Genomic DNA, 20,423 nt, shown 5'->3' with positions numbered 1-20,423 from the left:
GCATACGGGAGACTTAGTGGTGAATGAATCCAATGCTGAAACGATGTGTGCCGGGGACCAAGGAGGGACCGCACGGTCAGCACGGTCTGCACGTGGAAGGCGCAGATCCACAACTCTCACGCCGCCAGCGCGGTCCAGGGGTCGGGGACCAGGCGGGGACCGCACGGTGTGCACGGTCCCCGCGTGAGCTTTGCGGAACCACAGCCCTCGTGCCATCAGACTCGCCTGACCAGGCAAAACACCGGCGCGGGAGTACTGGGGGTCGAGGGGTCGTGGGTTCGAATCCCGCCGTCCCGACCGGTGAGATGGTTTCCGCGGGTCATAGCCTGTGGGGGCCCTCTTTTTCTGTTCTTGTTCTGCTTCCTGTGGTCAAGCATGCCGCTCATGGACACCTTGACTACGGAGATTTGGAATGGCAGTTCTTGATCTTGGTTCTCTCGGAGGGCGTGTCGACGGTCTGGTCCGGATACCTGCGCGACAGGGACCGCAACCTGCGTTCTGTGAACCATCCCGAGACCACCCGCTACAACTATCTGCTGGCAGCCGCGCAGCTGGCTCGCTACCTCGGTGAGCACTCTCCGGACCCGGACGCCGACGACGCTGCCGAGGACCCGGCCGAGGTCACTCGCGATCACATCGAGGCGTTCTAGGCCTGGATGATCGAGATCCGCTCGGCGGCGACCGCGGTGAACAAGCACAAGGCGCTGCGGGTGTTCTTCGGCTGGCCGATGAACGACGAACGCGAGATCGACCGATCTCCAATGGAGCGGGTCCGCAAGCCCGCGACACCCGCCATGCTGATTCCGGTGATCGAGGGTGATGTCACCTCACAGCTGCTGGCGACCTGCTCCGGCGGCCGGGACTTCCTGAGCCTGAGGGATCAGGCGATCATCCGCCTGTTCGCCAACACGGGAGCTCGCTTGTCCGAGGTCGCTTCGCCGCCCCTCGACGATCTCGATCTCAAGACCGAGTCCGAGACCGAGACCGTGGTAGCGCAGGACGTTCTGAACCGCAGTGCCGCGAAGGTGCCCGCAGGTATGGACTCAACGCACGTGCAGTCTTGGGACCCATGCGGACACGGCGTTCTTTACCGCCCTTGCCTGGTAAACCAGTGAATCCGTGTTCCAGTCGATGTCGTCCACGCGCAGATTAGCCACTTCGGGCAGTCGTGCCCCGGTGTTGCAGTACAAGCGAATCATCGCCTGGTCACGAAGATTCATGAATCCAGATCCCTTACACGATTCCAACAACCGCGTTGTGTCATCGGTACTGATGACGGGGGCCAGCTTCGGCGGCGGCTGCGGTGGACGAACCCCATCCACAGGAGACCGCTCCACAGCCTGCTCATCCTCGGCCAACCACTGAAAGAACTGCTGCAGGCACTTGTGCTTGTTGAGAGCAGTTGCAGCCGGAGGAGTCTCGATCGCCCGAAACTGGAAGGACTCCACATCCGCACGCGAGATATTCGCCGTGCCCTTGCGAGCTGGACCACCGCGAGCAGGTAGTTGTACCGGGTCGTTTCGGACGCCCTTCTCCTGCGGAGCCATTGCTGACCCGCCCCAAACGCTTCATGCGCCCAGCGGAGCAGCTTGACTGCGATTCGGCGGTTCTGGACTTGGTCGCACGATGCGTGCGGCTCACTGCATGCCCAGCACGACTCTCCTGGTCGACGTCTCTTGCGCGGGTGCACCTCAGAGTCTCATGCCATGAGTCCCGCTGAGACTAGTGCTCCAGCGTCACTTTGTGATCTCTGCTGGCGCTGCACAGGACCGTCACGTCGTGGCTTGGCAGAGGGATGTGAGCCATCCACGTTGCGGTAGGTCGTGATCTGCCGGGCTTTCGCCGGGAAATCCATGCTGGCTCGTCACGACAAGAACGGGGTCGGACACCCGAACGAGTGAACGTTTCAGCGGCCATTTTCCCCCCTCACTCGCCCACGCAGTCCGGAGAGCTGCGCGTTTCGTCCCTCTCGACGGTACTTGCCTGATCGGTGGTGACGGCGGTCCACAAAGCCTTGCGGAGTTTCCTTTCCTAGCCTGTTGGCAAGGTTCTCGAACGCGTACGACCGAGCAACGCTGGAGACCGCATGGCTGGGGTGTCACCTGACTGTTCCGACGACGACACCGCGCGTGCGTCCGGTCATGACGCGCGCGAGGCGGACAGCCCGCGGCTGGCGGAGTTCAACTTCAGCCTGTTCGGCCCGAGGTCTCTGGGTGCGGTCGACGACTCCACGCTCACCGATGTGCTCGAAACCGGGCTGCGCACGTCGTCGAAGCCAGCTCGGTGGACCGTGAGCAAGGGCGGCACCTGGTGCACGGTGGCACCAGGCAGCGCGGTCCAACGCTCCCAAGGCTGGAAGCTGCACGTCTCGGCAACCCTTGCCTCGGCACAGGATGTCCTGACCCGTTCCCTGCCAGTGCTGCTGGAATCCGAGTCGGCCTTCAAATTTGCTCGCACGCCGGACCATGTCGCGTTGCTCAACGACCGCCACACCTCACGTGGCCACTCCGGGAAGTTCCTGACGATCTACCCGGCCAGCGACGATGAGGCAGTCCGGCTGGCGGCGGAACTTCACGAAGCGACGGACGGACTGGCGGGTCCGCGTGTGCTGTCGGACCGGCCGTACTCGCCGGGAAGTTTGGTGCACTACCGGTACGGCGCCTTCATCGAACAGAGGCGTTTCTCCAACGACGGCTTCTACGCGTGGGTGATCGAGGACCCGGACGGCAATCCGGTGGAGGACCGCCGGGCCGGGAAGTACTCCCCGCCGCCGTGGGTTTCGTGCCCGTTCCCCAACGCCCCGGATCCGGCACTACGCCAGGCGGACCGCAGCGACAAGCACGCTGCGCAAGGCGGCGTGCTTGTCGGCAAGCGATTTCTCGCTCGCGAGGCGATCCGGCACACCAATCGCGGTGGCGTCTATCGGACGACCGACACCCACACCGGCAACGCCGTGATCGTCAAGGAGGCACGGCCGCACGTCGGGGCGGACCGCACCGGACGCGACGAACGAGACCGGCTGCGGGCCGAGGCCCACGCGCTCGAGCTGGTCGCGCCACTGGGCTTGGCTCCCCAGGTGCTCGCGCTTTTCGAGCAGAGCCAGCACCTGTTCCTAGCCGAGGAGCTGGTACCGGGCGTGTCCCTTCGCGAGTGGATCCCCGGACAGATCCGCTCGGGCGGCTGGCGGCGTGATATCCCGCAAGCTCTCACGATGACCGGAAGGGTCGCGGCTCTGCTGGAATCCGCCCACGGCGCTGGTCTGATACTGCGGGACTTCAACCCCAGCAACATCATGGTGCTGCCCGACGGACAGCTCAAGCTGATCGACCTGGAGCTCGCCGTGCCCACCGGCGAGAAGGATGACGCACCGCTGAAGGTGGGCACCCCCGGCTTCAGCGCCCCGGAACAGTTCCACGGTGAGTCCCCGAACGAACGGGCCGACTACTTCAGTCTCGGCGCAACGCTCTGCTTTCTCGTCTTCGGCAACGTACCCGGCATGATCGAAGGCGTTACCGGGGAGCCGTACCCGCAGCACGGCTTGGCCGAGTGGCTGGACGTCCGGTGGGAACCCTCCGGCCTGCCCGACGACCTGCGGAGGCTGATCCTCGAACTGATGCATCCCGACCCGCGCAGGCGCCCGGAACCCGCGCGGGTCAACCAGGTGCTCGCCACTGCGAACGGGGCCGCAGCGCGGAATGCCTGGCAGTCACGGGCTGGCACCTCCCAACCGAGGCTCGACGACCAGTGCTGGCAGCACGCCGTCGACGGCGTTGTCGGTCACCTGCTGAGCTCGATGACACCCGATGCGCAAACGCTGTGGCCGGTGTCGTGCGCCCACGGCGCGCCCGATCCGTGCAGCGTGCAGCACGGCGCCGCAGGTGTTCTCGGCGTGCTCACCCGTTGCCTGCAGGTCGGTGCTTCCGGCGACCCGGGACTGGGGCCTGCGGTGACCGCCGCAGGCGACTGGATCGCACAGCGGTTGCCGGCCGATGACCAACGGCCGCCCGGCTTGTACTTCGGTGAGGCGGGCATCGCGTGGTCACTGTTCGAGGCAGGCGAACAGCTCGGCGCGGACCGGCTGCGGACTGAGGCGCTCAAACTCGCCATCGATCTTCCCGTGTCCGTGACGAACCCGGACATCACTCATGGAACCGCGGGAATCGGGCTGACGTTGCTGCACCTGTGGTCGCTCACCGGCGACGAGGAACTGCTCCGGAAAGCGAACCGGTCGGCCGACGAACTCGTGCTCAGCGCGTCCGAGGAAGCCGACGGTGTCAGCTGGGGAACACCGGCCGAGCACCACTCACATCTGGCGGGCCGCCGGTACTACGGCTTTGCCCACGGCACGGCGGGAGTGGGTTACTTCCTGCTGGCCGCCGCACTCGCGACCGGCCGCGAAGACCTGATGACACTGGCGGTACGCACCGGCGACACGTTGATCGGCCACGCGATCGTCGACCGCGAGGTGGCCCAGTGGGGTGCGGGATCGAATGATGCCGCGACCGCCCCGCACTGGTGTCACGGCGCGTCCGGCATTGGGACCTTCCTGGCACGGCTGTTCCGCGTCACGGGCCACCAGCGCTTCGGCAGCTACGCGAGCATGGCCGCCCGCGCCGTCATGGAGCACTCGGCACGCGCCGGGCTCGCGCAGTGCCACGGGCTAGCGGGCAACGGGGACTTCCTCCTCGACATGCAGGAAGCGACCGGCGCTGGCATCTACGACGGCATGGCGCACCAGGTGGCGCGGCTCGTCCACAGCTGCCGAACACACCACAACAGCCGCGTGGTGTTCCCCGACGAACGCGGTGGCCTCACCAGCAGCTGGGGCGATGGCATGACAGGTGTGCTCGCCTTCCTGCTGCGCCTGCGATACCGCACGCCACGCATGTGGATGGCTGACGAACTCCTGCAACCCAGTAGGCCGACGTGAGCACGAACGGACCGGCAGGGACTGAGCTCTCCGCGCGCATGGGGTTCGCCTTCTCCCCGCGCGGGCTCCGCGCCGCGTCCGTGGGCGTGGCGGGAGACACCGCCCTGCTGGAGAGCTGGCAGCTCGGCGCTGGGGAGGTCGTCCAGAGGCAGATCGCTGGTTTCGCTGTCGGTCGGGCCACCAGGCTGCTCCCGCTCGACGACGGCTCACTGGTGCTGTGGCAACAGTGCGGGTCACAACGCCACGAGATCACGATGTACCCCGCAACCGCTGAGGGGATACCCGGAACGGATGGGCACAGGCTTGGCTCCCTAACCGCGCTCGGCGGTTATTTGCTGCCGGGCCCCGTTGGATGGTCCGCGCCCGGGCTTGCCGTCACCGTGGACGATGCGGATCGATCGACGATCTGGCGGCTCGGCGATGCGCCACCGGGGATCGAACGGATCGTCCGGCTGCCCGGCCTGCTCTCCGGGGGTGCGTGGATCGATGAGGCAGGCCGGGCACTGGCCATCAACCAGACTCCGCGCGGCGGCCGGCAGCACGGGATCGTCGTCGATCTCAGCGACGGCAGCTGGCGGCGCACTTGGTTCATGTCGGAGGCGAGCACGGACCAAATCCTGCTCTGCTCCCCCGCAACACGACTGCTGGTCGTGAGCAGCAACGCGTCGGGCGAGCCCCGGCTCGGCTGGGGCGTCCTCGGTCAGCCGACGGTGCACTTCCCCGAGGTCCTGCACCGCCGGGGATATCCGAGACATCCGCTGGCCGTTGACGATCGAGGTGAGCGGGTGCTCGTGCACGAGCGGGCGGGGGCTGTCTCACGGCTGTTCGTCTACACACCAGCCAACGACAGCCTGACTCCGCTGGACAGTCCGCGCGGGATAGTCAGCTCCCCGGCCTGCTGGGCCGGAGACGTCGTTCGTGTCCCGTTCTCACAGCCCGCGCATCCCCGCACCCTCGCCACCCTTCGGTTCGATGACCGGAGTGCCGCGAAGCCTGCCTGGTCGCTGCACCAGGCGACGACGAGCAGCTGCGCGAGCGCCGACGCCGAACTCGTCGAGCTGGACGGCGCAGCGGGACCGATCGAAGCGATCGTCTACGGCGGAACGGGCTGGCGATACCGCGAACGGCTCGTCGTTGCCCTGCACGGCGGACCGTTGTCCGCGTGGGGTTTCGAGTTCGATCCGCTGTTTCACTCCCTCGCCTCCGCAGGCATGACGGTGCTCGCACCCAACTGCCGGGGCAGCACCGGCTACGGCGAGGAGCACCTGCGCTCCGCACTGGGCAAGTGGGGAGGCCCCGATCTCGACGACGTCCGGCACCTGTGCGCCCGCCTGGAACGGGATCGCCGACGCAGCGGGCTGCCGGCTCCGATCGTGCTGGGCGTCAGTTACGGCGCCTATCTCGCGCTGCTGGCAGCATGCGCCGATCCGGACAGCTGGTCCGGTTGCGTCGCGCTGGCACCGTTGTTGTCCCCGGCTGCGCTGAACGCCGACGCCGCCGACGCGGTTCGCGACCGCATCGGCGAGCTCGGCGGGCTGGACGAGAACCAGCAGCAGGGCGACGTGCTGAGCCTCTGCGCGTCGCTTCGAGCTCCGCTGCTGCTAGTCCACGGCCGCAGGGACGAACACATTCCGGTGCGTCAGTCGCGGATACTGCACCGCCGCCTGCTGGAGCTGGGGCGGCACGCGGGCACGGACCTCGACTACGTCGAACTCGACACCAATCACGCCGGCGTGGTGGCCGACTGGCCCTCGGAGCTGCTGCGCAGGATAAGACGCTTCTGCCTCACCCGCACCGCAACGACGGGCGGGATGCGGCAGGAGGCTCCAGTAGCAACTCACGTGGGAAGGGGGTGAACACGATGGAGCTCGAGGACTTCGACATGGTCGCCTCGCTGCAGGAGCTGCCTGAGACGGACCCGATCGAGATCGACGGGATTCAGCTAGGCAGCGGAGGGACCTGCGCGTGTATCGGCCTGCTGACGGCGCTGAACACCATCTGTGTCGGCGTTTCGTGTAGCTGACCGGCGGGGGCCCGGTGTTCCCGCCCGCTGGTACCGGGCGGGAACACCGGTTCCTGAGCGCGGTGGAGGCATCGCCTCTCCGCGCCCCGTCTGCGTGCTCGCCACGGTAGCGGAAACAGGGGATCTCACGAATGGAGCTTCGTGGACTCGCCCGGATGCTGCGGCACCAGGGCAACACCGACGCGCTGCGCGCCAGCGGCGGTCGGCTCTTGCGATCCACGGCTGGTCAGTCCCGCTGGATGCTGGCCACGGTGGCTCTGACCACCGTTGTCCAGGTCGTCACGGCGGTGCTCACTCCGGCCGTCATCGGCTCCGCGATCGACGCGGCCATACGCGGCGGTGATCTCGGCGCAGCGCTCGGGCGCCTGGTGCTGGTGGTAGGCGTCACCACGGTGGCCATGGCGGTGGACGACCTCGTCAGCTCCTATTTCGGCAGCGCAGTGACTGCGGCACTCCGGCATCGGCTGATCGGCCACGTGCTGTTGCTGGGCGTCGGCGGCCCCCGCCGGTTCCCGGCTGGCGAGGTGTTGTCCCGGCTCACCGAGAACGCCGCCAGCCCAGCCAGCTTCTTCCCCTCCCTGATATCGGTGCTCGCCACGCTGATGACCACCGTCGGCGCGGTCGCCGGGCTGGTGCTGATCGACCTGCGCCTGGCGATCACCTTTCTCGTCGGCGTCCCTTTCGCCGCGCTGCTTCTCCGCCGGTTCGTGGCCAGGGCCGGTGACTCGCTGCAGCGGTACCAGCATCTCCAGGCGACGATCGCGACCCGGCTCCTCGACGCGCATCAAGGTGCACGCACCATCCGCGCTAGCGGGACCGTCGAGCGCGACATCGACCGCGTGGTGCAACCGCTGAAGGAGTTGCACGAGAGCGGCCGGCGCGTCTGGGAGGCTCAGCGCGGCATGAGCTGGCAGTTGACCTTGCTGGTTCCGATGCTGCAGGTCGCCGTGCTCGCCGTCGGCGGGTCGGCGCTGAGCACGGGGGACATCACCCCGGGCGAGCTGGTTGCCGCATCCTCCTACGTCGCGCTGGCCGCTGGTGTGGTTGGCGTGCTCGACGCCGCGGTCGCGATGGTGACCTGTCAGATCGGGGCCGGACGGGTGGCTGAGGTTCTGGACACGACACCGGCCATTACCACGCCCGAGTGCTCTGCCCCGCTCCCACCTGGTCGAGGCCACCTGGAGCTGCGAGGCGTCTGCGTCCGGGAGGACACGCGGCTGGTCCTCGACCACGTCGACCTGACGATCCCGGCCGGCACGAGCGTGGCCATCGTAGGCCGGTCCGGTACGGGCAAAACCGCGCTGACGTCGCTGGTGGGGCGGTTGCGGGATCCGGACGAAGGCGTGGTGCTGCTCGACGGCACCGACGTGTCCGAGGTCGAACTCCCGGTACTGCGGCGTGCCGTCACCTACGCGTTCGAACGGCCCGCCGTGCTCGGCGACACCATCGCGGACATGATCAGCTACGGGCAGGAACAGGTGTCCCTTGCCGCTGTGGAGCGGGCGGCGGCGTTGGCCCAAGCCGCCCAGTTCATCGGCCTGCTGCCCGACGGCTATGACACGCCGCTGGCCCGCGCCCCGATGTCGGGCGGCGAACTGCAGCGCCTCAGCTTGGCGCGTGCGGTCCTCCGGGACGCACGGCTGGTGGTGCTCGACGACGCGACCAGCAGCCTCGACACGGCCACCGAGGTCAAGGTCGCAGAGGGACTGCGGCGGGCATGGACCGAGCGGACCTCGCTGGTGATCGCGCACCGAACCGCCACCGCCGGTCGTGCTGACCTGGTGGCATGGCTCGAGAACGGCCGCATCCGGGCCCTGGCGCCGCACCACGTGCTCTGGTCCGAGCCCGGCTACCGCGCGGTTTTCGCCGCCACTGAGGACGACTCCGGCACGCGAACTCCGGAGCCCGTCGCGATCACCGAGATCGACACGGCGGTGCAGCAGTGATGCTCGTCAGCGGAATGCGTTTGCTGCACCAGCACATCCGGCCGCACCAGCGCGCGTTGCGGCGGGTGGTCGCGTGGTCGGCCCTGGAAGCTCTGCCCACCTTCGTCTCGGGTGTGCTGATCGCCAAGGCGATCGATGACGGCTTCCTCGCTGGCCGGTCGTCCGCGGGGTTCGCCTGGCTCGCCGCCATGGCGGGTCTGTGGATCGTCAGCGCCTTCGGAACTCGCCAGGTGTATCCGTGGCTGATCCTGAGCGTGGAACCGCTGCGCGACTCGATGGTCCGAGCTGTGATCACCGCATCGCTGCACCGGGCGATGCGCGGGGAGCGCGACGTGACAGGTTCCAGCGTTTCGCAGATCACCGAGCAGGTGGAAGCGGTCCGGGTGCTGCTGTCCACCATGCTGCGCAACATGCGGCAGGTGGTCGCCGCAGGAGTCGCCGCCCTTGCTGGCCTGGCGGTGCTCTCCACGACGTTGGCCGCGATCGTCAGCGGGTTCGTTGTGCTCGCGATGACCCTGTTCGTCGTCGTGCTCCGATCCCTGTTCCTGCGCTACCGCGTGGTGGTTCTGCGCAGCGAACAGGTCGGGAACGTGGCTGCTCCGATCGTGTCGGGCATCCGCGATGTCGCCACCCAGGCCGCCGAGCCACGCGCAGCCGCCGACGTCGCGGACGCCATCGAGGAGCAAGCGGAAGCACTGCGCGGGTTCGCGCGGACCCGAGTCCTGCGACTGCTCGTCGTGACGCTCGGCGTGCATCTGCCGCTGATCTCACTGGTGGCGCTCGCCCCGTGGTTGCTCTCGTCGCAGATGCTGACCACCGGTGCACTGGCCGGCGGAGTCATATATGTCGCGGGCGGCCTCCAGTCCGCGGTGATGTTCCTGGTCAATGCGGGCAGCACGTTGCTCGTCAGCCTCGGGGTCGTGCTGGATCGCCTCGCTGAGGTGTGCGCCGACGAGCCGTCAACGACACCTGCCCGCTCGTCGGCGTCCCCGCTGGACGGCTACAACATGCGCTTGCAGCGGGTCACGTTCGGCTACTCGCAGCACGCACGGCCCGTGGTCCACGACCTCAGCATCGACGTTCCGGAGGGCACCCACCTCGCCGTCGTCGGGCCCAGCGGGGCGGGCAAGTCCACCCTGGCGAACCTGCTCGCCGGCCTCACCGAACCGCAGCACGGACAGATTCTGCTCGACGGTGGCGAACTCGGACGCATCGACGAACAGCAGCTGCGGCGGGAGATCGCACTCATCCCGCAGGATGCGTATGTTTTCGCTGGCACGGTGCGGGAAAACCTCACCTACCTGCGACCTGACGCCACCACGGAAGCCCTCGCCGACGCGGTTGCCGCAGTGGGCGCTGGGGAAACGCTGGCCCGGCTCGGCGGTTACGAGGCGACGATTCCGGCAGGCGGGGAAGGGCTGTCCCCCGCCGAACGACAACTGATCGCCCTGGCCCGCGTCCACCTCTGTCCCGCCCGGATTGTCATCCTCGACGAGGCAACGTGCCACCTCGACCCTGCGGCCGAGGCGCTGGCCGAGCACGGCTTCGCCCGGCGCCCTGGCACGCTGATCGTCATCGCACACCGGATCAGCTCAGCCGAACGGGCCGACCGCATTCTGCTTTTCTCTGGCACCACGCCAGAAGTCGGGACGCACGACGACCTTCTTGCACGCAGTGACCTCTACGCCGAACTCGTGGGCTACTGGCGTGACGAACACCGGGCCCGCCACACCGACGAGGTCGAGCCAGAAGCCTCCCCGCATCCCTGAATGTCCGCTGCTGGGCGGCGTAGACCCGGCCTGACACCGGGACGTTCGTCGACGGCGAGGGCCCCGTTCCCTGGGTGGTGGGGTGGTTCGGTCGGGAGTTCTTTTGCAGGATGGCGTGCTGTCGTAGTTCGTGTTCGAGGTGGTTTCCTCCGTCTCGTCTGCCGGAGAGGCGGGTGGTGAACACCATCCCGTCGTCGGTCAGCAATGCGGCTGGGACTCCGTGTGCCGCAGTGGTTTTGCGGAATGCCGAGAGCACGATGGGAGTGGTCATCAAGCCAGGTCAGGATATCGGTGTCCCGGCCATCGGCCAGCCGGTGATGGGTGAATTCGGATTGCCAGGTTTCGTTGGGCTGTGAAACCTCGAACCGGGGTAGGAGCTCTTGGGCCGCTTGCTCGGTTCGGGGGTCACTGCGGCGTGGGTGCCCGTCGTGGCGAGGCTCCGTTAAAGCAGGTCGCCGCCGATTTCGGGATCTCGACCGGTTGCCTGGCCAACTGGATGCGTGCCGCCGAGGTCGCCGAGGGAACCCGTGACGGTGTGACCCGTGAGGAGTCGGCTGAGCTGCGGGAACTCCGCAAGCGCAACCGGCTGCTCGAGCAGGAGGACGAGGTCCTGCGCAAAGCCGCGGCCTATCTCTCCCAGGGTGCTCTGCGGGGAAAAATGGTGTTCCCGCTCGTCCGTGACCTGGCCGCCACCGACGCCCGCATTCGGGTGCCGGTAGCGGTGACGTGCAGGGTGCTGGGCATCTCCCGGCAGGCCTACTACCAGTGGCAACGTGACCCGGTCTCACAACGGGACTGGGACGACGCCCACCTGATCAACGCCGCACTCGAGATCCACGCTGATGATCCGACCGAGGGGTATCGGTTCGCCACCGACGAACTCGCCCAGCGTGGCTTTGCCGCGTCGGAGAACCGGCGCGAAGAGTCGCCGGTGTTGGTGCCGTAATCCCCGTTCGTTACCAACACCGGTTTCCAACCGGCCTGCCCAGCGCCCCGCCACCCCGACAACCCGGCCGGCCCAGTCAATTCACCGAATTCGGAGGTTCCTGTGGACGCAACTGTTTCGTTCGTGTGGTTGGAAATCACGGGCAGGTGCCAGCTCGAATGTCGGCACTGCTATGCCGAATCCGGCCCCGCGGGCGACCACGGCGGAATGACCGATACCGACTGGCGGAGGGTGATCGACGAAGCCGCCGAGGCCGGGGTGAAGATGGTGCAGTTCATCGGCGGCGAACCGACCCTGCACCCGTCGCTACCCGCCCTGATCGACCACACGCGTACGCGCGGAATCGAGGTCGAGGTGTTCTCGAACCTGGTGCACGTCCGGCTGGCGTTGTGGGAAGTTTTCGCGCAACCGGGCGTGCGGCTGGCGACGTCGTACTACTCGACCGACGCTGCCGAACACGCGCAGATCACCAAGCGGCAGACCTACGCGCGCACGAAGGCCCAGCCCGCAACAGCGCCGACGCTACCGAACCCTGTTGGTATGCAGCCGCCGCTTCCGGCCTCCTGAAAGCCTGCCTCCGCGTGCGTCGACGTGCGGTCACCATCGCCGCTGCACTGAGCTAGAGCGTTGTTACTGTATGTCGTCTTGTTGTCCGAACCTTTCGGTTGAATCGGGCAAAACCAGGTATTCGAACACGTAGAAACCGCGAGGTGTGGTCACGCTGCGTGCTGAAGTGTGGGTGCGTGATCCCCGAACATAGGAACGAATCCCAGAACCCCGAATATAACGATCATTCCCGTGGGCAAGTACCGGTAGCGCGGCACTTCCGGGAGAGGGACGCGCCGTACCTGACCGCGATCCGCGACAAGCTCCCCGAACTGGTTGCTCGCGCAACGCGGAGGCGTGCAGCGCAGGCCGGTGTGGCAGTCGCTGCTGTCGGTGTGATCGGTCTGTTGGTGGGCTGCGGCACCTCCGGCCAATCGGAGCCGGAGGTGCAGGATGCCGCGTTGCAAGCTCCGATCCAAGCCCCATCGGTCCCGCAGCAGCAGGCTGACTCGGCCAAGCCAGAGCCGCAGGCGGCCCAACCTGCTCCCGCCGTCCCTGAGCAGGAACCGGCGGCTGCTCCGGCTGCGCCCGATACGCAGGCCGAGCCCGAAGCGCCGCCGGGACCGCCGGTCGAGGGGATCGATGTGTCCAACCACAACGGTGACATCGATTGGAAGCAGGTCGCAGCCGACGGCAAGAAGTTCACCTTCGTGCTGGCGACTGACGGCACCAGTTTCACGAACCCGCGCTACGGCGAGCAGTACCACGGGGCCAAGGAAGCGGGCCTGATCGCTGGTGCCTACCACTTCGCCAGGCCCGGTTCGTCCTCTGCTGAGGAGCAGGCCGAGCGGTTCTTGAAGACGGCTGATTACCAGGCTGACGGCAAGACCCTCCCGCCGGTGCTGGACCTGGAGGTCGATCCGAAGGCCGGTGGTTGTTACGGGCTGTCGGTCGACCAGATGCAGCAGTGGACCAAGACGTTCAACGAGAAGGTCAAGGAGCGCACTGGCAAGGACGCGATCATCTACGCCAACCCGTCGTTCTGGCGGGAGTGCATGGGTAGTACGGACGCCTTCGGGAACCACGCGCTGTGGCTGGCTTCCTACGATGTCGACAACCCTGCCGTGCCCAACGGTTTCGGCGACTGGGACTTCTGGCAGTACACCAGCAAGGGCAAGGTCGCTGGCATCAACACCAACACGGACCTCAACAAGTACAAGGAAGGTCTCGCTCGCCTGGAGCGCTTGGCGCGCTGAGTCCTGAAAGGCCGAATCGCGGAATGAGAAGCTCCGCGGGGAGCGGGCCGCTGGGAACTCTGGCGGCCCGCTTTGTCGTGCGCTAGTTGTCCGCGAGCGTCGAGGTGGGATAAAGGCTGGTGTGGGGGCGGGTTCAGCAAATGCGACCATCACGATCGCTCCCGCGCCCGTCTGCGGGGAGTGTTCCTGGCCCCTCAGCGACGGGCGGGCATCGTGCGCTGCGCTGAATCGGGCAGGTGGAGGCCTGCTCGTGGTCGCCTTGGCTGCCGGATGGTGCTCGGGCCCGCTATGCCACTGCTGGACATCCGGGCCTGGCGCGGCGAGAGCGGCGCTTGAACGCTCTGGATTCCGCTTTCGCGCGGCGAGTTTTCACGGCAACGGTGATCTGCCGGTTGCTTCCAGTGCTTCCCTACGGCGTGGTCAACTACGGCGCCGGTGTGACCCAGGTGCGCTTGCTGGGGAGCCGACCTCAACCCAGACGATCTCCCGCTGCACACACACCGCAGAAGCTGATTGCAGCCAACCTCCCTTGCAAACCCAGTCGAGGCATTTCAGAGGACAGGGTGCCTGCGCTCCCCGGCTGAGCCTGGTTCTGCCTGGAGTAGTCACAACTGAAGACCGGAGGCACCGTGCGCATTCGCTACTACTCACCGCGACGCCGTCGGCTCGCTTCCCCGGCCGAACAGAAAGCCGCGGCACAGGGGGTGCGGCTGCCCGCTGCTCGGGTTCATCGTCCTCGCGGCCTTTGGCAGTTGTGTCGGCGGCACGACCAACCAGCCGTCGGACCCGAGCTCGCCGTACGACTCTTCGCCGATTCCCGGCCGCGTCGACTCCGACCGCCCACCGCAGGTGGAACCGGGCAGCTATCCGTCCCCCGTTTACGACGGGAGGACGTCGACCCCTTGTGAGCCCTGCGCGAGGTCGGCTGTCTTCCAGTGTTGATCTCCGGTGTCGGTGGCGGCGAGCAGTTGCTCGCCGGACGAGCATCGAGCCGCGGTCTAGCCTCGGCTCCGAGCTTTGCGGACGTACATGTCGCGGTCGGCGGCGTCCAGCAGCTCCACACGGGAGAGCGTCGGGAAGGTCGTGGTGGCAAGCCCGACGCTCGCCTGCAGGGAAACCCGGCAGCCTGACGCGACGACGTCGGTCTTGAGGCATTTCTCCACGCGGTCGCGAAGCGCCTCCGCCGTCGCGAGATCGGGCACGCGGCTGACCACCACGAACTCGTCTCCCCCGAAACGGGCCACGGTGTCACCGGTCCGCGCGGCGTGCAGCAGCGCGTCACCCGCCGAGATCAGGAGCTGATCGCCGACGGCGTGCCCGTGGCGGTCGTTGGTCTCCTTCAGCTTGTCGAGGTCCACCAGCATCACGGCCACCACGCCCCCGTCGCGTGGTAGTTCTGCTAGTGCGTGATCCAGCCGATCGGCCAACAGGGCGCGGTTGGCCAGCCCGGTCAGCGGATCGTGCAGGGCCAAGTGCGCGAGGTGCTCGTCTGACATGCGCCGATCACCGATCTCCTCGTACTGGCCGATTACGTACACCGGCGCGCCCTCTGGGCCTGGTACCGCGCTGACCCGGATGAGCAGCCAGACCGGGTACCCGGCCTTGTGCCGGTAGCGGGTTTCGACGCTCACCCGGTCTATGCGCCCCTCGAAGACATCGGCGAACGCCGCGCTGGCCTCTTCGTCCGGGTAGGTGAGGTCGGTGGGATCCAGGTCCACCAGCTCGTCGTGGCTGTAACCGAGCAACTCGCACAAGGCGGCGTTGACCTCTGTCCACACCCCGTGCGCGTCCAGCAAAGCCATCCCGATGGGAGCGTTGGCGAACGTCTGTTGCCATCGGTCGTTGGATTCGTGCCGCTCTGTGATGTCCTGCGCGTGGGTGACGATGCAGAGCGGACGGTCTTCGTCGTCCCGGATGACGGAGGCGGACAGGAGCAACCAGATGACCCGCCCGTCGGCGCACACGCATCGGAACTCGTGGGAGACCTCGCCCGAGGGCTCCGCGAGTACCTCGCCGATCATGTCGAGCCCCACCGCGTCGTCAGGGTGGATGTAGTGGTGGCGGTGGTGCTCGACGATCTCGTCTCGCTCGTAGCCGAGGAGCCGGCACAGGGCCCGGTTGACGTAGAGGAAGCGCCCCTCGAGGTCGAGCACCGTCATCGCGGACGCGGCCTGGTCGCACACGACCCGCCACGGAATCCGATCCTGGTCACCCGATAAGGGCATAGGCCGACCGTAGGCGGCCTCGCCCGCATGTCGAGCCAGTTCACACCTGTGAGTGACCTGCCACGGTGACGAGCGCGGCCGTGGTCCCGCACGGCCTGCAACATCCGATACCGGGTGGGCACGACCCCGGGGACGCGGGCGACCAGCCCGGAGCGGCGGAGTTCGTTGAGCAGCTCGTCGATGTCTTCGAGCTCGGTGCCGGCCACGGCCTCGGCCGCGGGCAGCCACCAGCCGCCGCGAAACACCGTGAGCCGGCGTTGCGGTAAGAGACGACACGTATCCGGACTGAGGGCCCCCGCAACTGCGGAGGCCCTCACCGGAACGCTTGCTCGAGTTCAACGAGCGTCTTTCGCACTTCTGAACTCCACCGATCCCAAGATTCTGGTGAGACTCAGGACTGCGAACGTCCTTGCCGTTGGACCATGCGTTCCTTTCGGGGCTGTCGTGCCATCGCCCCTTCGGCTGACCGACCCTTTCAATCGATTAACCGCACTCTCAGTACACGCCCATCCAGGGGTATACGTCAATGGGTGCAGGTCGACTCGGTTGCCGACCTGAGGGAGCGGGTGGTCTCCTTCCAGCCGCAGCCGGCCATCACCGAGGACAACCTCGTCGTCGAGATCGACACCGTCGTGTACTCCAGGTCACCGATCCGCGAGCGGCAGCCTACGAGATCACCGATTACCTGCAGGCGGTCGAACAGCTCACCGTCACCACGTTGCGCAACGTGGTCGGTTCCATGGATCTTGAACGCACCCTGACTTCACACGATACGATCAACAGCCAGCTGCGGGGCGTGCTGGACGAGGCCACCGGCTTTCTGGGTGATCCCCAGTGAGATGACCTCGGCACTAGATGCGCACTGGATGGTGTTTTCCGCGCGTTCAGCGAGGCTCTGCCGAAGTCCACCGCTGCGCGTGGAGGCGCCTCCGACGATTCGACGGCGCGCGCAGCTGAGGACGCGGCCCGAGCGGCGGAGGCCGTCGCTGAGGCCGCCGAGACGGACACCACCCACCAGATCGCCGCGCCGCGGACTGCGCCTGAAGCAGTTCCCAGACGAGTCGAACAGCGGTCGCACGGGACCAGCGAATAGCCTCGAACACATCACCAATCTGGAATAGCGTGCTGCCCTGCGACCGGGCTTGTGGTGGTCATAGTGGGCGTTGCTGGCCCGGGTACCACCAGTTCGGCGGGGGTGTTCTCCTGGTCGGGACGGTTCCGGGTCCGGGAAGGTCCGTGGGCGGGCCGCGTTCGGTGGCGGTGCGGTTGATGTCCGATGGCGCGATGATCCCGAGCAGTTGTGTGCCGGAGAAGACGAGGATGTGTCCGTCGGTGTCGGTGCCGAGTCGGGGGAGCAGCGCTGACAGCGGCTCATCGGGTCGAGCGGTCGGAATGCGGTCCATCGGCGTCGCGATCTCGCGCAGCGTGGTCGTCGAGCGTTCGGGCTGCGGTACGGCACGCATCCGGCGGAAGCTGATCGTGCCCTCGACCGAACCCGCGTGGCCCACGAGCGGAAGCCACGCATGCCGGAATGGCCCTGCAGTCCCGTTGAGCACTTGCTCCACGGTCAACCGGCCGGGAGCCGTCTCGACCGGGCGGTCCACGCGGGGCTAGCGGGGCCACAACCGCTGTGGCGCCAGTGCGGCGCAACTGGGCGGGGATCCAGGCGGGGACCGCACGATGTGCACGGTTCCCGCGTTAGGCCGGCGGAACCACAACCCTCGTCCCCCGCTCATCTGGCCTTCGAAAACACCGGCGGGGGAGTAGTGGGGGTCGTGGGTTCGAATTCCGCCGTCCCGACGACGTATCCCAGTGCGTTGCGTCCCATAAGACGGCCGTTCTGATCCGCAACTGCGTCTGTGTCCCGGCACCGCTTATCGACCTCGTCGATCCCGCTGGACAGCGCCGGAGGTGGGGCCTTTGAGTCTTTCGAGCAAGTTCAGACGACGTCGAGCGTCATGGTGACCGGGCAGTGGTCCGACGCCTTCGGGCGGTCCTGGCCGACGCCCGGGAAGCGCTCGCCGGTGTAGCGCGTTGCCCGCAACGGCAGACCTTTGTGCAGGATCTCGGGCTTCGCCGCATTGGCATCGGCGAGCGAGCGCGATAACAACAGGTAATCGAGTTGGCGGTACTTGTTGCCCTTGGCCCAGAAGTGCGTCCAGCGCTCATCCTCGGGCAGCCGGTTGATGGCGTTGTCGACCTGATCCCACTCGACCAGTTCGGTGATCCCGGAGTCCCCCTGGTCATCGGACTCCAGGTAGTCGTTGAGATCGCCCATGATGATGAAGGGATGTGCACCCGGGTTCGCGCCAAACCGGGCGGTGACGATGCGCTGCACCGCCGCTGCCTGCCGCATGCGACGTGACCGCGTCGCGGCACGCCCACCCATCATCGACTTGAAGTGGTTGACGAAGAGGGTCAGCATCGTTCGTTCCGTCACCTGGACGTCGACTTCCAGGCAGTCGCGTGAGAACAGCGCGCTGGTGGGGGTGTCCGGGTCCGCGAGGTGCTGGTACGAGCGGATCCGGGTGATCGGTGAGCGCGACAGGACCGCGACGTCGATCCGCCTCGGATCGTTGCCGTCCACGCCGGCGACGTGGGGGTATTCGGCGCGTCCCCCGAGCGACCGGGCGCGGAAGTTCTTGAGCGTGTCGACGTTCTCGACCTCCTGGAAGCCGATGAGGTCCGCTTTATCGCTGCGCACCGCCGCACCTGTGATTGCCTTGTCGTCGACGCCGAGTTCGCTGAACAGCGTGTCGTCGACGATCCAGCCGCGCTTGTTCGCCAGCGATGGGTCGATTCCCTCCTTGAATCGCCACCTGGCGAAGAGGTTTTCGACGTTGAACGTCGAGATTCGCACGTGGGTCATCTGCGATCCCTCCGGACGATCATGGTGGGCGTTGGTCTGTGCGGGTCACTGGACGTCCTCGTCCGGTGGCACCTGGAACGACGTTTCCCGTTCGATTGCGTCGACGCCGGGAAGCCGCTGGGCGCTGGTCAGACGATCCGCCTCAAGAGACCCGGTGATCACGCCGATTTCGCCGAGCACCTGATCGATCCGCATTCCGGCCAGGCGCAGTCTTTCGGCGAGCTCGTCGATCTCCGCCAGCTGATCGTCGCGGACGGTCACCACGACCCGCTCAGGCCCCGTCGTCACTGCGATGCCTGGGCCAGTCCTGCGCCCACGTCGATCGAGGGCAGTGGCAGTCGTCGCGCGGTGCGGGTGAGCACCGACCACAGCGCCGCGCCGGTGGCTCCGGTCTGCTGCACCCACAGCGAAGCGATGCCGGCCACGTGCGGCGTGGCCATGCTGGTGCCGCTGATGGTGTGGTAGCGCTTGGTCATCGGCCAGGACGAGTACACCTGCACACCTGGGCCGACGATGTCGACCTGGCCACCGCTGACCGAGTTGCTGCGGGCAGAGAACTCGGCGATGTGCAGCCGGGAGTCCACGGCTCCCACGGCCATGATCGACGGGCTGTTGGCCGGGATGCCGACGAAGCCGACGTCGCCGCTGGACCGGTCGGCGTTGTTGCCCGCTGCTGCCACGATCAGCGCACCGCGGGCCAGCGCCCGGCGGCCCACCGCCTCGTAGCGCTGCGACACAGCGGGGATGTCGGCGCCCAACGACATCGAGATGACCTTCGCGCCGTTGGCGATGGCCCAGTTGATCCCGGCGAGGATGTTGGTGTCGGTTCCGGACCCCTGATTGCTGAGCACCTTGCCGACCAGGATGTGCGCCCCGTGGTCCACGCCGTAGCGGCGGCTGCCCGGCGGGGTCGGCGGGCGTTGCGGTCCGCAGGCGGTCCCGATGCAGTGCGTCCCGTGGCCCTGCCCGTCCTGCACCGTCTGACCCGACACGAACGTTTGGGCGGTGACGTTCCGGCCCGCGAAGTCCGGGTGTGCGCCGTCGAAGCCGGTGTCGAGCACCGCGATCTTGGTTCCCTGTCCGGTCGGCTGCGCCGTGGCGACCCCTGTGGCCTGCAAACCCCAGGTCATCACGGGCGTGTCGCCGAACTGCGCCGCCGCAGGCTCCGCCAGCGTCGCGGCCCCATCCGTTTCGGCCAACTGATCGCAGAGCAGGTTGGCCGCGTCGCGGAAGCCGTGCAGGTAACCGGCCGTCAGCGCCTGCGGCTGGGTCAACGTGTGCAGGATCTGCTCGGACTCAACCGCGATAACGCGGGAGTCCTCCTCTGCCGTGGCGATGATCGAACTCGCCCGGTCCGGGCCCGCGGACACCACGGCCACGCCCAGTTCGCTGAACACCATGGCATCGGCGGATTCGGCTTGGTCGACATCCAGCGCGCCGGCCGCGAAGTCGCTCGACCGCGCGACGTTGGCGACCCCGGCCACCGACCGCAACGCCTCGGCTGTCGCGGTTTCGTCGCCTTGCACCTCGTCGGCGAGCACCACCACGTAACGTCCTGTCGGAGCGCCCAGCTCATCGGGTACTCGGCGACCGAATTCCGGATTACCGTTGGCGAACGACGGCATAGCCCCAGTCATCACAACCCCCACCGCATGCCTGCGGTTTCCCGCATGTCAAAACACTCTGTGCAGAACCAAAGTGGCATTCCGGCGACACTTCACGACAGGGCCGTTGGACCTCGAAGAGGTTTTCACCTAGACGATCTCGGAAAAACTGGGGATCTGGATCCCATTGCCATGTTGTTGCAGTACGTTGCTTCGCCAGCGTGGAATCGCGTCTGACTGAATGACTGTGTGACGGGAGTGAACGACCACGTACCTGGACGATTCCGTCCTGCTTCCTGGGCCCGACGG

General features: G+C 67.1%; 16 protein-coding genes and 2 pseudogenes. 12 read left to right on the top strand and 6 right to left on the bottom strand.

Annotated elements, in window-relative coordinates; genetic code table 11:
* Positions 1-422: 422 nt before the first annotated feature.
* Positions 423-650 (top strand): hypothetical protein, encoded by a 228-nt coding sequence (locus E1202_RS31810; protein ID WP_207918589.1) that lies wholly within the window; start codon positions 423-425, stop codon positions 648-650.
* 6 nt (positions 651-656) lie between these two features.
* On the top strand, positions 657-1,115 hold the full coding sequence (locus E1202_RS32140) for a site-specific integrase (RefSeq protein ID WP_235878146.1): 459 nt from the start codon (positions 657-659) through the stop codon (positions 1,113-1,115).
* Here the strand turns inward: E1202_RS32140 and E1202_RS32135 are convergent.
* Entirely contained in the window at positions 1,044-1,220 is a 177-nt protein-coding gene (locus tag E1202_RS32135; RefSeq protein WP_235878156.1) for a site-specific integrase, read from the bottom strand. The two genes, E1202_RS32140 and E1202_RS32135, sit on opposite strands and share 72 nt — an antisense overlap.
* Positions 1,221-2,086: 866 nt before the next feature.
* Between E1202_RS32135 and lanL the strand changes: the two genes are divergently transcribed.
* The 9 genes and pseudogenes from lanL to E1202_RS12120 all read left to right on the top strand — a co-directional run bounded on the left by lanL (position 2,087) and on the right by E1202_RS12120 (position 13,416).
* Positions 2,087-4,930, top strand: coding sequence for a class IV lanthionine synthetase LanL (gene lanL / locus E1202_RS12155; protein WP_207918587.1), 2,844 nt, complete (start codon positions 2,087-2,089; stop codon positions 4,928-4,930).
* 38 nt (positions 4,931-4,968) lie between these two features.
* Positions 4,969-6,786, top strand: a complete 1,818-nt coding sequence (locus E1202_RS12150; RefSeq protein ID WP_132683002.1) for an alpha/beta hydrolase family protein — start codon at positions 4,969-4,971, stop codon at positions 6,784-6,786.
* A 5-nt stretch (positions 6,787-6,791) separates the two neighbouring features.
* Positions 6,792-6,953, top strand: a complete 162-nt coding sequence (locus tag E1202_RS31420) for a VenA family class IV lanthipeptide (RefSeq protein ID WP_165943836.1) — start codon at positions 6,792-6,794, stop codon at positions 6,951-6,953.
* A 131-nt stretch (positions 6,954-7,084) separates the two neighbouring features.
* Positions 7,085-8,899 (top strand): ABC transporter ATP-binding protein, encoded by a 1,815-nt coding sequence (locus E1202_RS12145; RefSeq protein WP_132683000.1) that lies wholly within the window; start codon positions 7,085-7,087, stop codon positions 8,897-8,899.
* Positions 8,900-8,964: 65 nt separating this feature from the next.
* Positions 8,965-10,668, top strand: coding sequence for an ABC transporter ATP-binding protein (locus E1202_RS12140; RefSeq protein WP_235878154.1), 1,704 nt, complete (start codon positions 8,965-8,967; stop codon positions 10,666-10,668).
* A 173-nt stretch (positions 10,669-10,841) separates the two neighbouring features.
* Positions 10,842-11,024: a hypothetical protein gene (locus E1202_RS31415; protein ID WP_165943834.1), complete on the top strand. Its 183-nt coding sequence runs from the start codon at positions 10,842-10,844 to the stop codon at positions 11,022-11,024.
* Between the two features lie 59 nt (positions 11,025-11,083).
* A pseudogene (locus E1202_RS12130) lies at positions 11,084-11,584 on the top strand (IS3 family transposase); the annotation flags it as partial.
* A 153-nt stretch (positions 11,585-11,737) separates the two neighbouring features.
* Entirely contained in the window at positions 11,738-12,181 is a 444-nt protein-coding gene (locus E1202_RS12125) for a radical SAM protein (protein ID WP_235878144.1), read from the top strand.
* Positions 12,182-12,357: 176 nt separating this feature from the next.
* Positions 12,358-13,416: a lysozyme gene (locus tag E1202_RS12120; RefSeq protein ID WP_235878142.1), complete on the top strand. Its 1,059-nt coding sequence runs from the start codon at positions 12,358-12,360 to the stop codon at positions 13,414-13,416.
* A 998-nt stretch (positions 13,417-14,414) separates the two neighbouring features.
* On the opposite strand, the gene E1202_RS12115 is transcribed toward E1202_RS12120, so the two are convergent.
* The gene (locus E1202_RS12115) at positions 14,415-15,641 is read right to left on the bottom strand and encodes a PAS domain S-box protein (RefSeq protein WP_132682995.1); all 1,227 of its coding nucleotides are present in this window, start codon (positions 15,639-15,641) and stop codon (positions 14,415-14,417) included.
* A 551-nt stretch (positions 15,642-16,192) separates the two neighbouring features.
* On the opposite strand from E1202_RS12115, the pseudogene E1202_RS31800 reads away from it, so the two are divergent.
* Positions 16,193-16,467: pseudogene (locus E1202_RS31800) on the top strand (paraslipin); the annotation flags it as partial.
* 325 nt (positions 16,468-16,792) lie between these two features.
* Here the strand turns inward: E1202_RS31800 and E1202_RS12105 are convergent.
* The 4 genes from E1202_RS12105 to E1202_RS12090 form a co-directional block, all read right to left on the bottom strand.
* The gene (locus E1202_RS12105) at positions 16,793-17,104 is read right to left on the bottom strand and encodes a CBS domain-containing protein (RefSeq protein ID WP_132682994.1); all 312 of its coding nucleotides are present in this window, start codon (positions 17,102-17,104) and stop codon (positions 16,793-16,795) included.
* A 476-nt stretch (positions 17,105-17,580) separates the two neighbouring features.
* Positions 17,581-18,510, bottom strand: coding sequence for an endonuclease/exonuclease/phosphatase family protein (locus E1202_RS12100; protein WP_132682992.1), 930 nt, complete (start codon positions 18,508-18,510; stop codon positions 17,581-17,583).
* Positions 18,511-18,555: 45 nt separating this feature from the next.
* Positions 18,556-18,798 carry a hypothetical protein gene (locus E1202_RS12095; protein WP_132682990.1) on the bottom strand — a complete coding sequence of 81 codons (243 nt, stop codon included), beginning with the start codon at positions 18,796-18,798 and terminating at the stop codon, positions 18,556-18,558.
* Entirely contained in the window at positions 18,795-20,147 is a 1,353-nt protein-coding gene (locus E1202_RS12090; protein WP_235878139.1) for a S8 family serine peptidase, read from the bottom strand. The genes E1202_RS12095 and E1202_RS12090 overlap by 4 nt, the downstream gene beginning before the upstream one ends.
* Positions 20,148-20,423 lie beyond the last annotated feature (276 nt).

This window comes from Saccharopolyspora karakumensis (genome assembly GCF_004349225.1).
Classification (GTDB): Bacteria; Actinomycetota; Actinomycetes; order Mycobacteriales; family Pseudonocardiaceae; genus Saccharopolyspora; species Saccharopolyspora endophytica.
The sequence above is the reverse complement of the archived record's forward strand: the minus strand, read 5'-3'. Positions and strand labels throughout refer to the sequence as shown.

Excerpts from the sequence above, each read along its gene's own strand:
- E1202_RS32140 (WP_235878146.1), top strand. The coding sequence starts at position 657 with ATGATCGAGATCCGCTCGGCGGCGACCGCGGTGAACAAGCACAAGGCG.
- E1202_RS32135 (WP_235878156.1), bottom strand. The coding sequence starts at position 1,220 with ATGAATCTTCGTGACCAGGCGATGATTCGCTTGTACTGCAACACCGGG.
- lanL (WP_207918587.1), top strand. The coding sequence starts at position 2,087 with ATGGCTGGGGTGTCACCTGACTGTTCCGACGACGACACCGCGCGTGCG.
- E1202_RS12150 (WP_132683002.1), top strand. The coding sequence starts at position 4,969 with ATGGGGTTCGCCTTCTCCCCGCGCGGGCTCCGCGCCGCGTCCGTGGGC.
- E1202_RS31420 (WP_165943836.1), top strand. The coding sequence starts at position 6,792 with ATGGAGCTCGAGGACTTCGACATGGTCGCCTCGCTGCAGGAGCTGCCT.
- E1202_RS12145 (WP_132683000.1), top strand. The coding sequence starts at position 7,085 with ATGGAGCTTCGTGGACTCGCCCGGATGCTGCGGCACCAGGGCAACACC.
- E1202_RS12115 (WP_132682995.1), bottom strand. The coding sequence starts at position 15,641 with ATGCCCTTATCGGGTGACCAGGATCGGATTCCGTGGCGGGTCGTGTGC.
- E1202_RS12105 (WP_132682994.1), bottom strand. The coding sequence starts at position 17,104 with ATGCGTGCCGTACCGCAGCCCGAACGCTCGACGACCACGCTGCGCGAG.
- E1202_RS12100 (WP_132682992.1), bottom strand. The coding sequence starts at position 18,510 with ATGACCCACGTGCGAATCTCGACGTTCAACGTCGAAAACCTCTTCGCC.
- E1202_RS12090 (WP_235878139.1), bottom strand. The coding sequence starts at position 20,147 with ATGACTGGGGCTATGCCGTCGTTCGCCAACGGTAATCCGGAATTCGGT.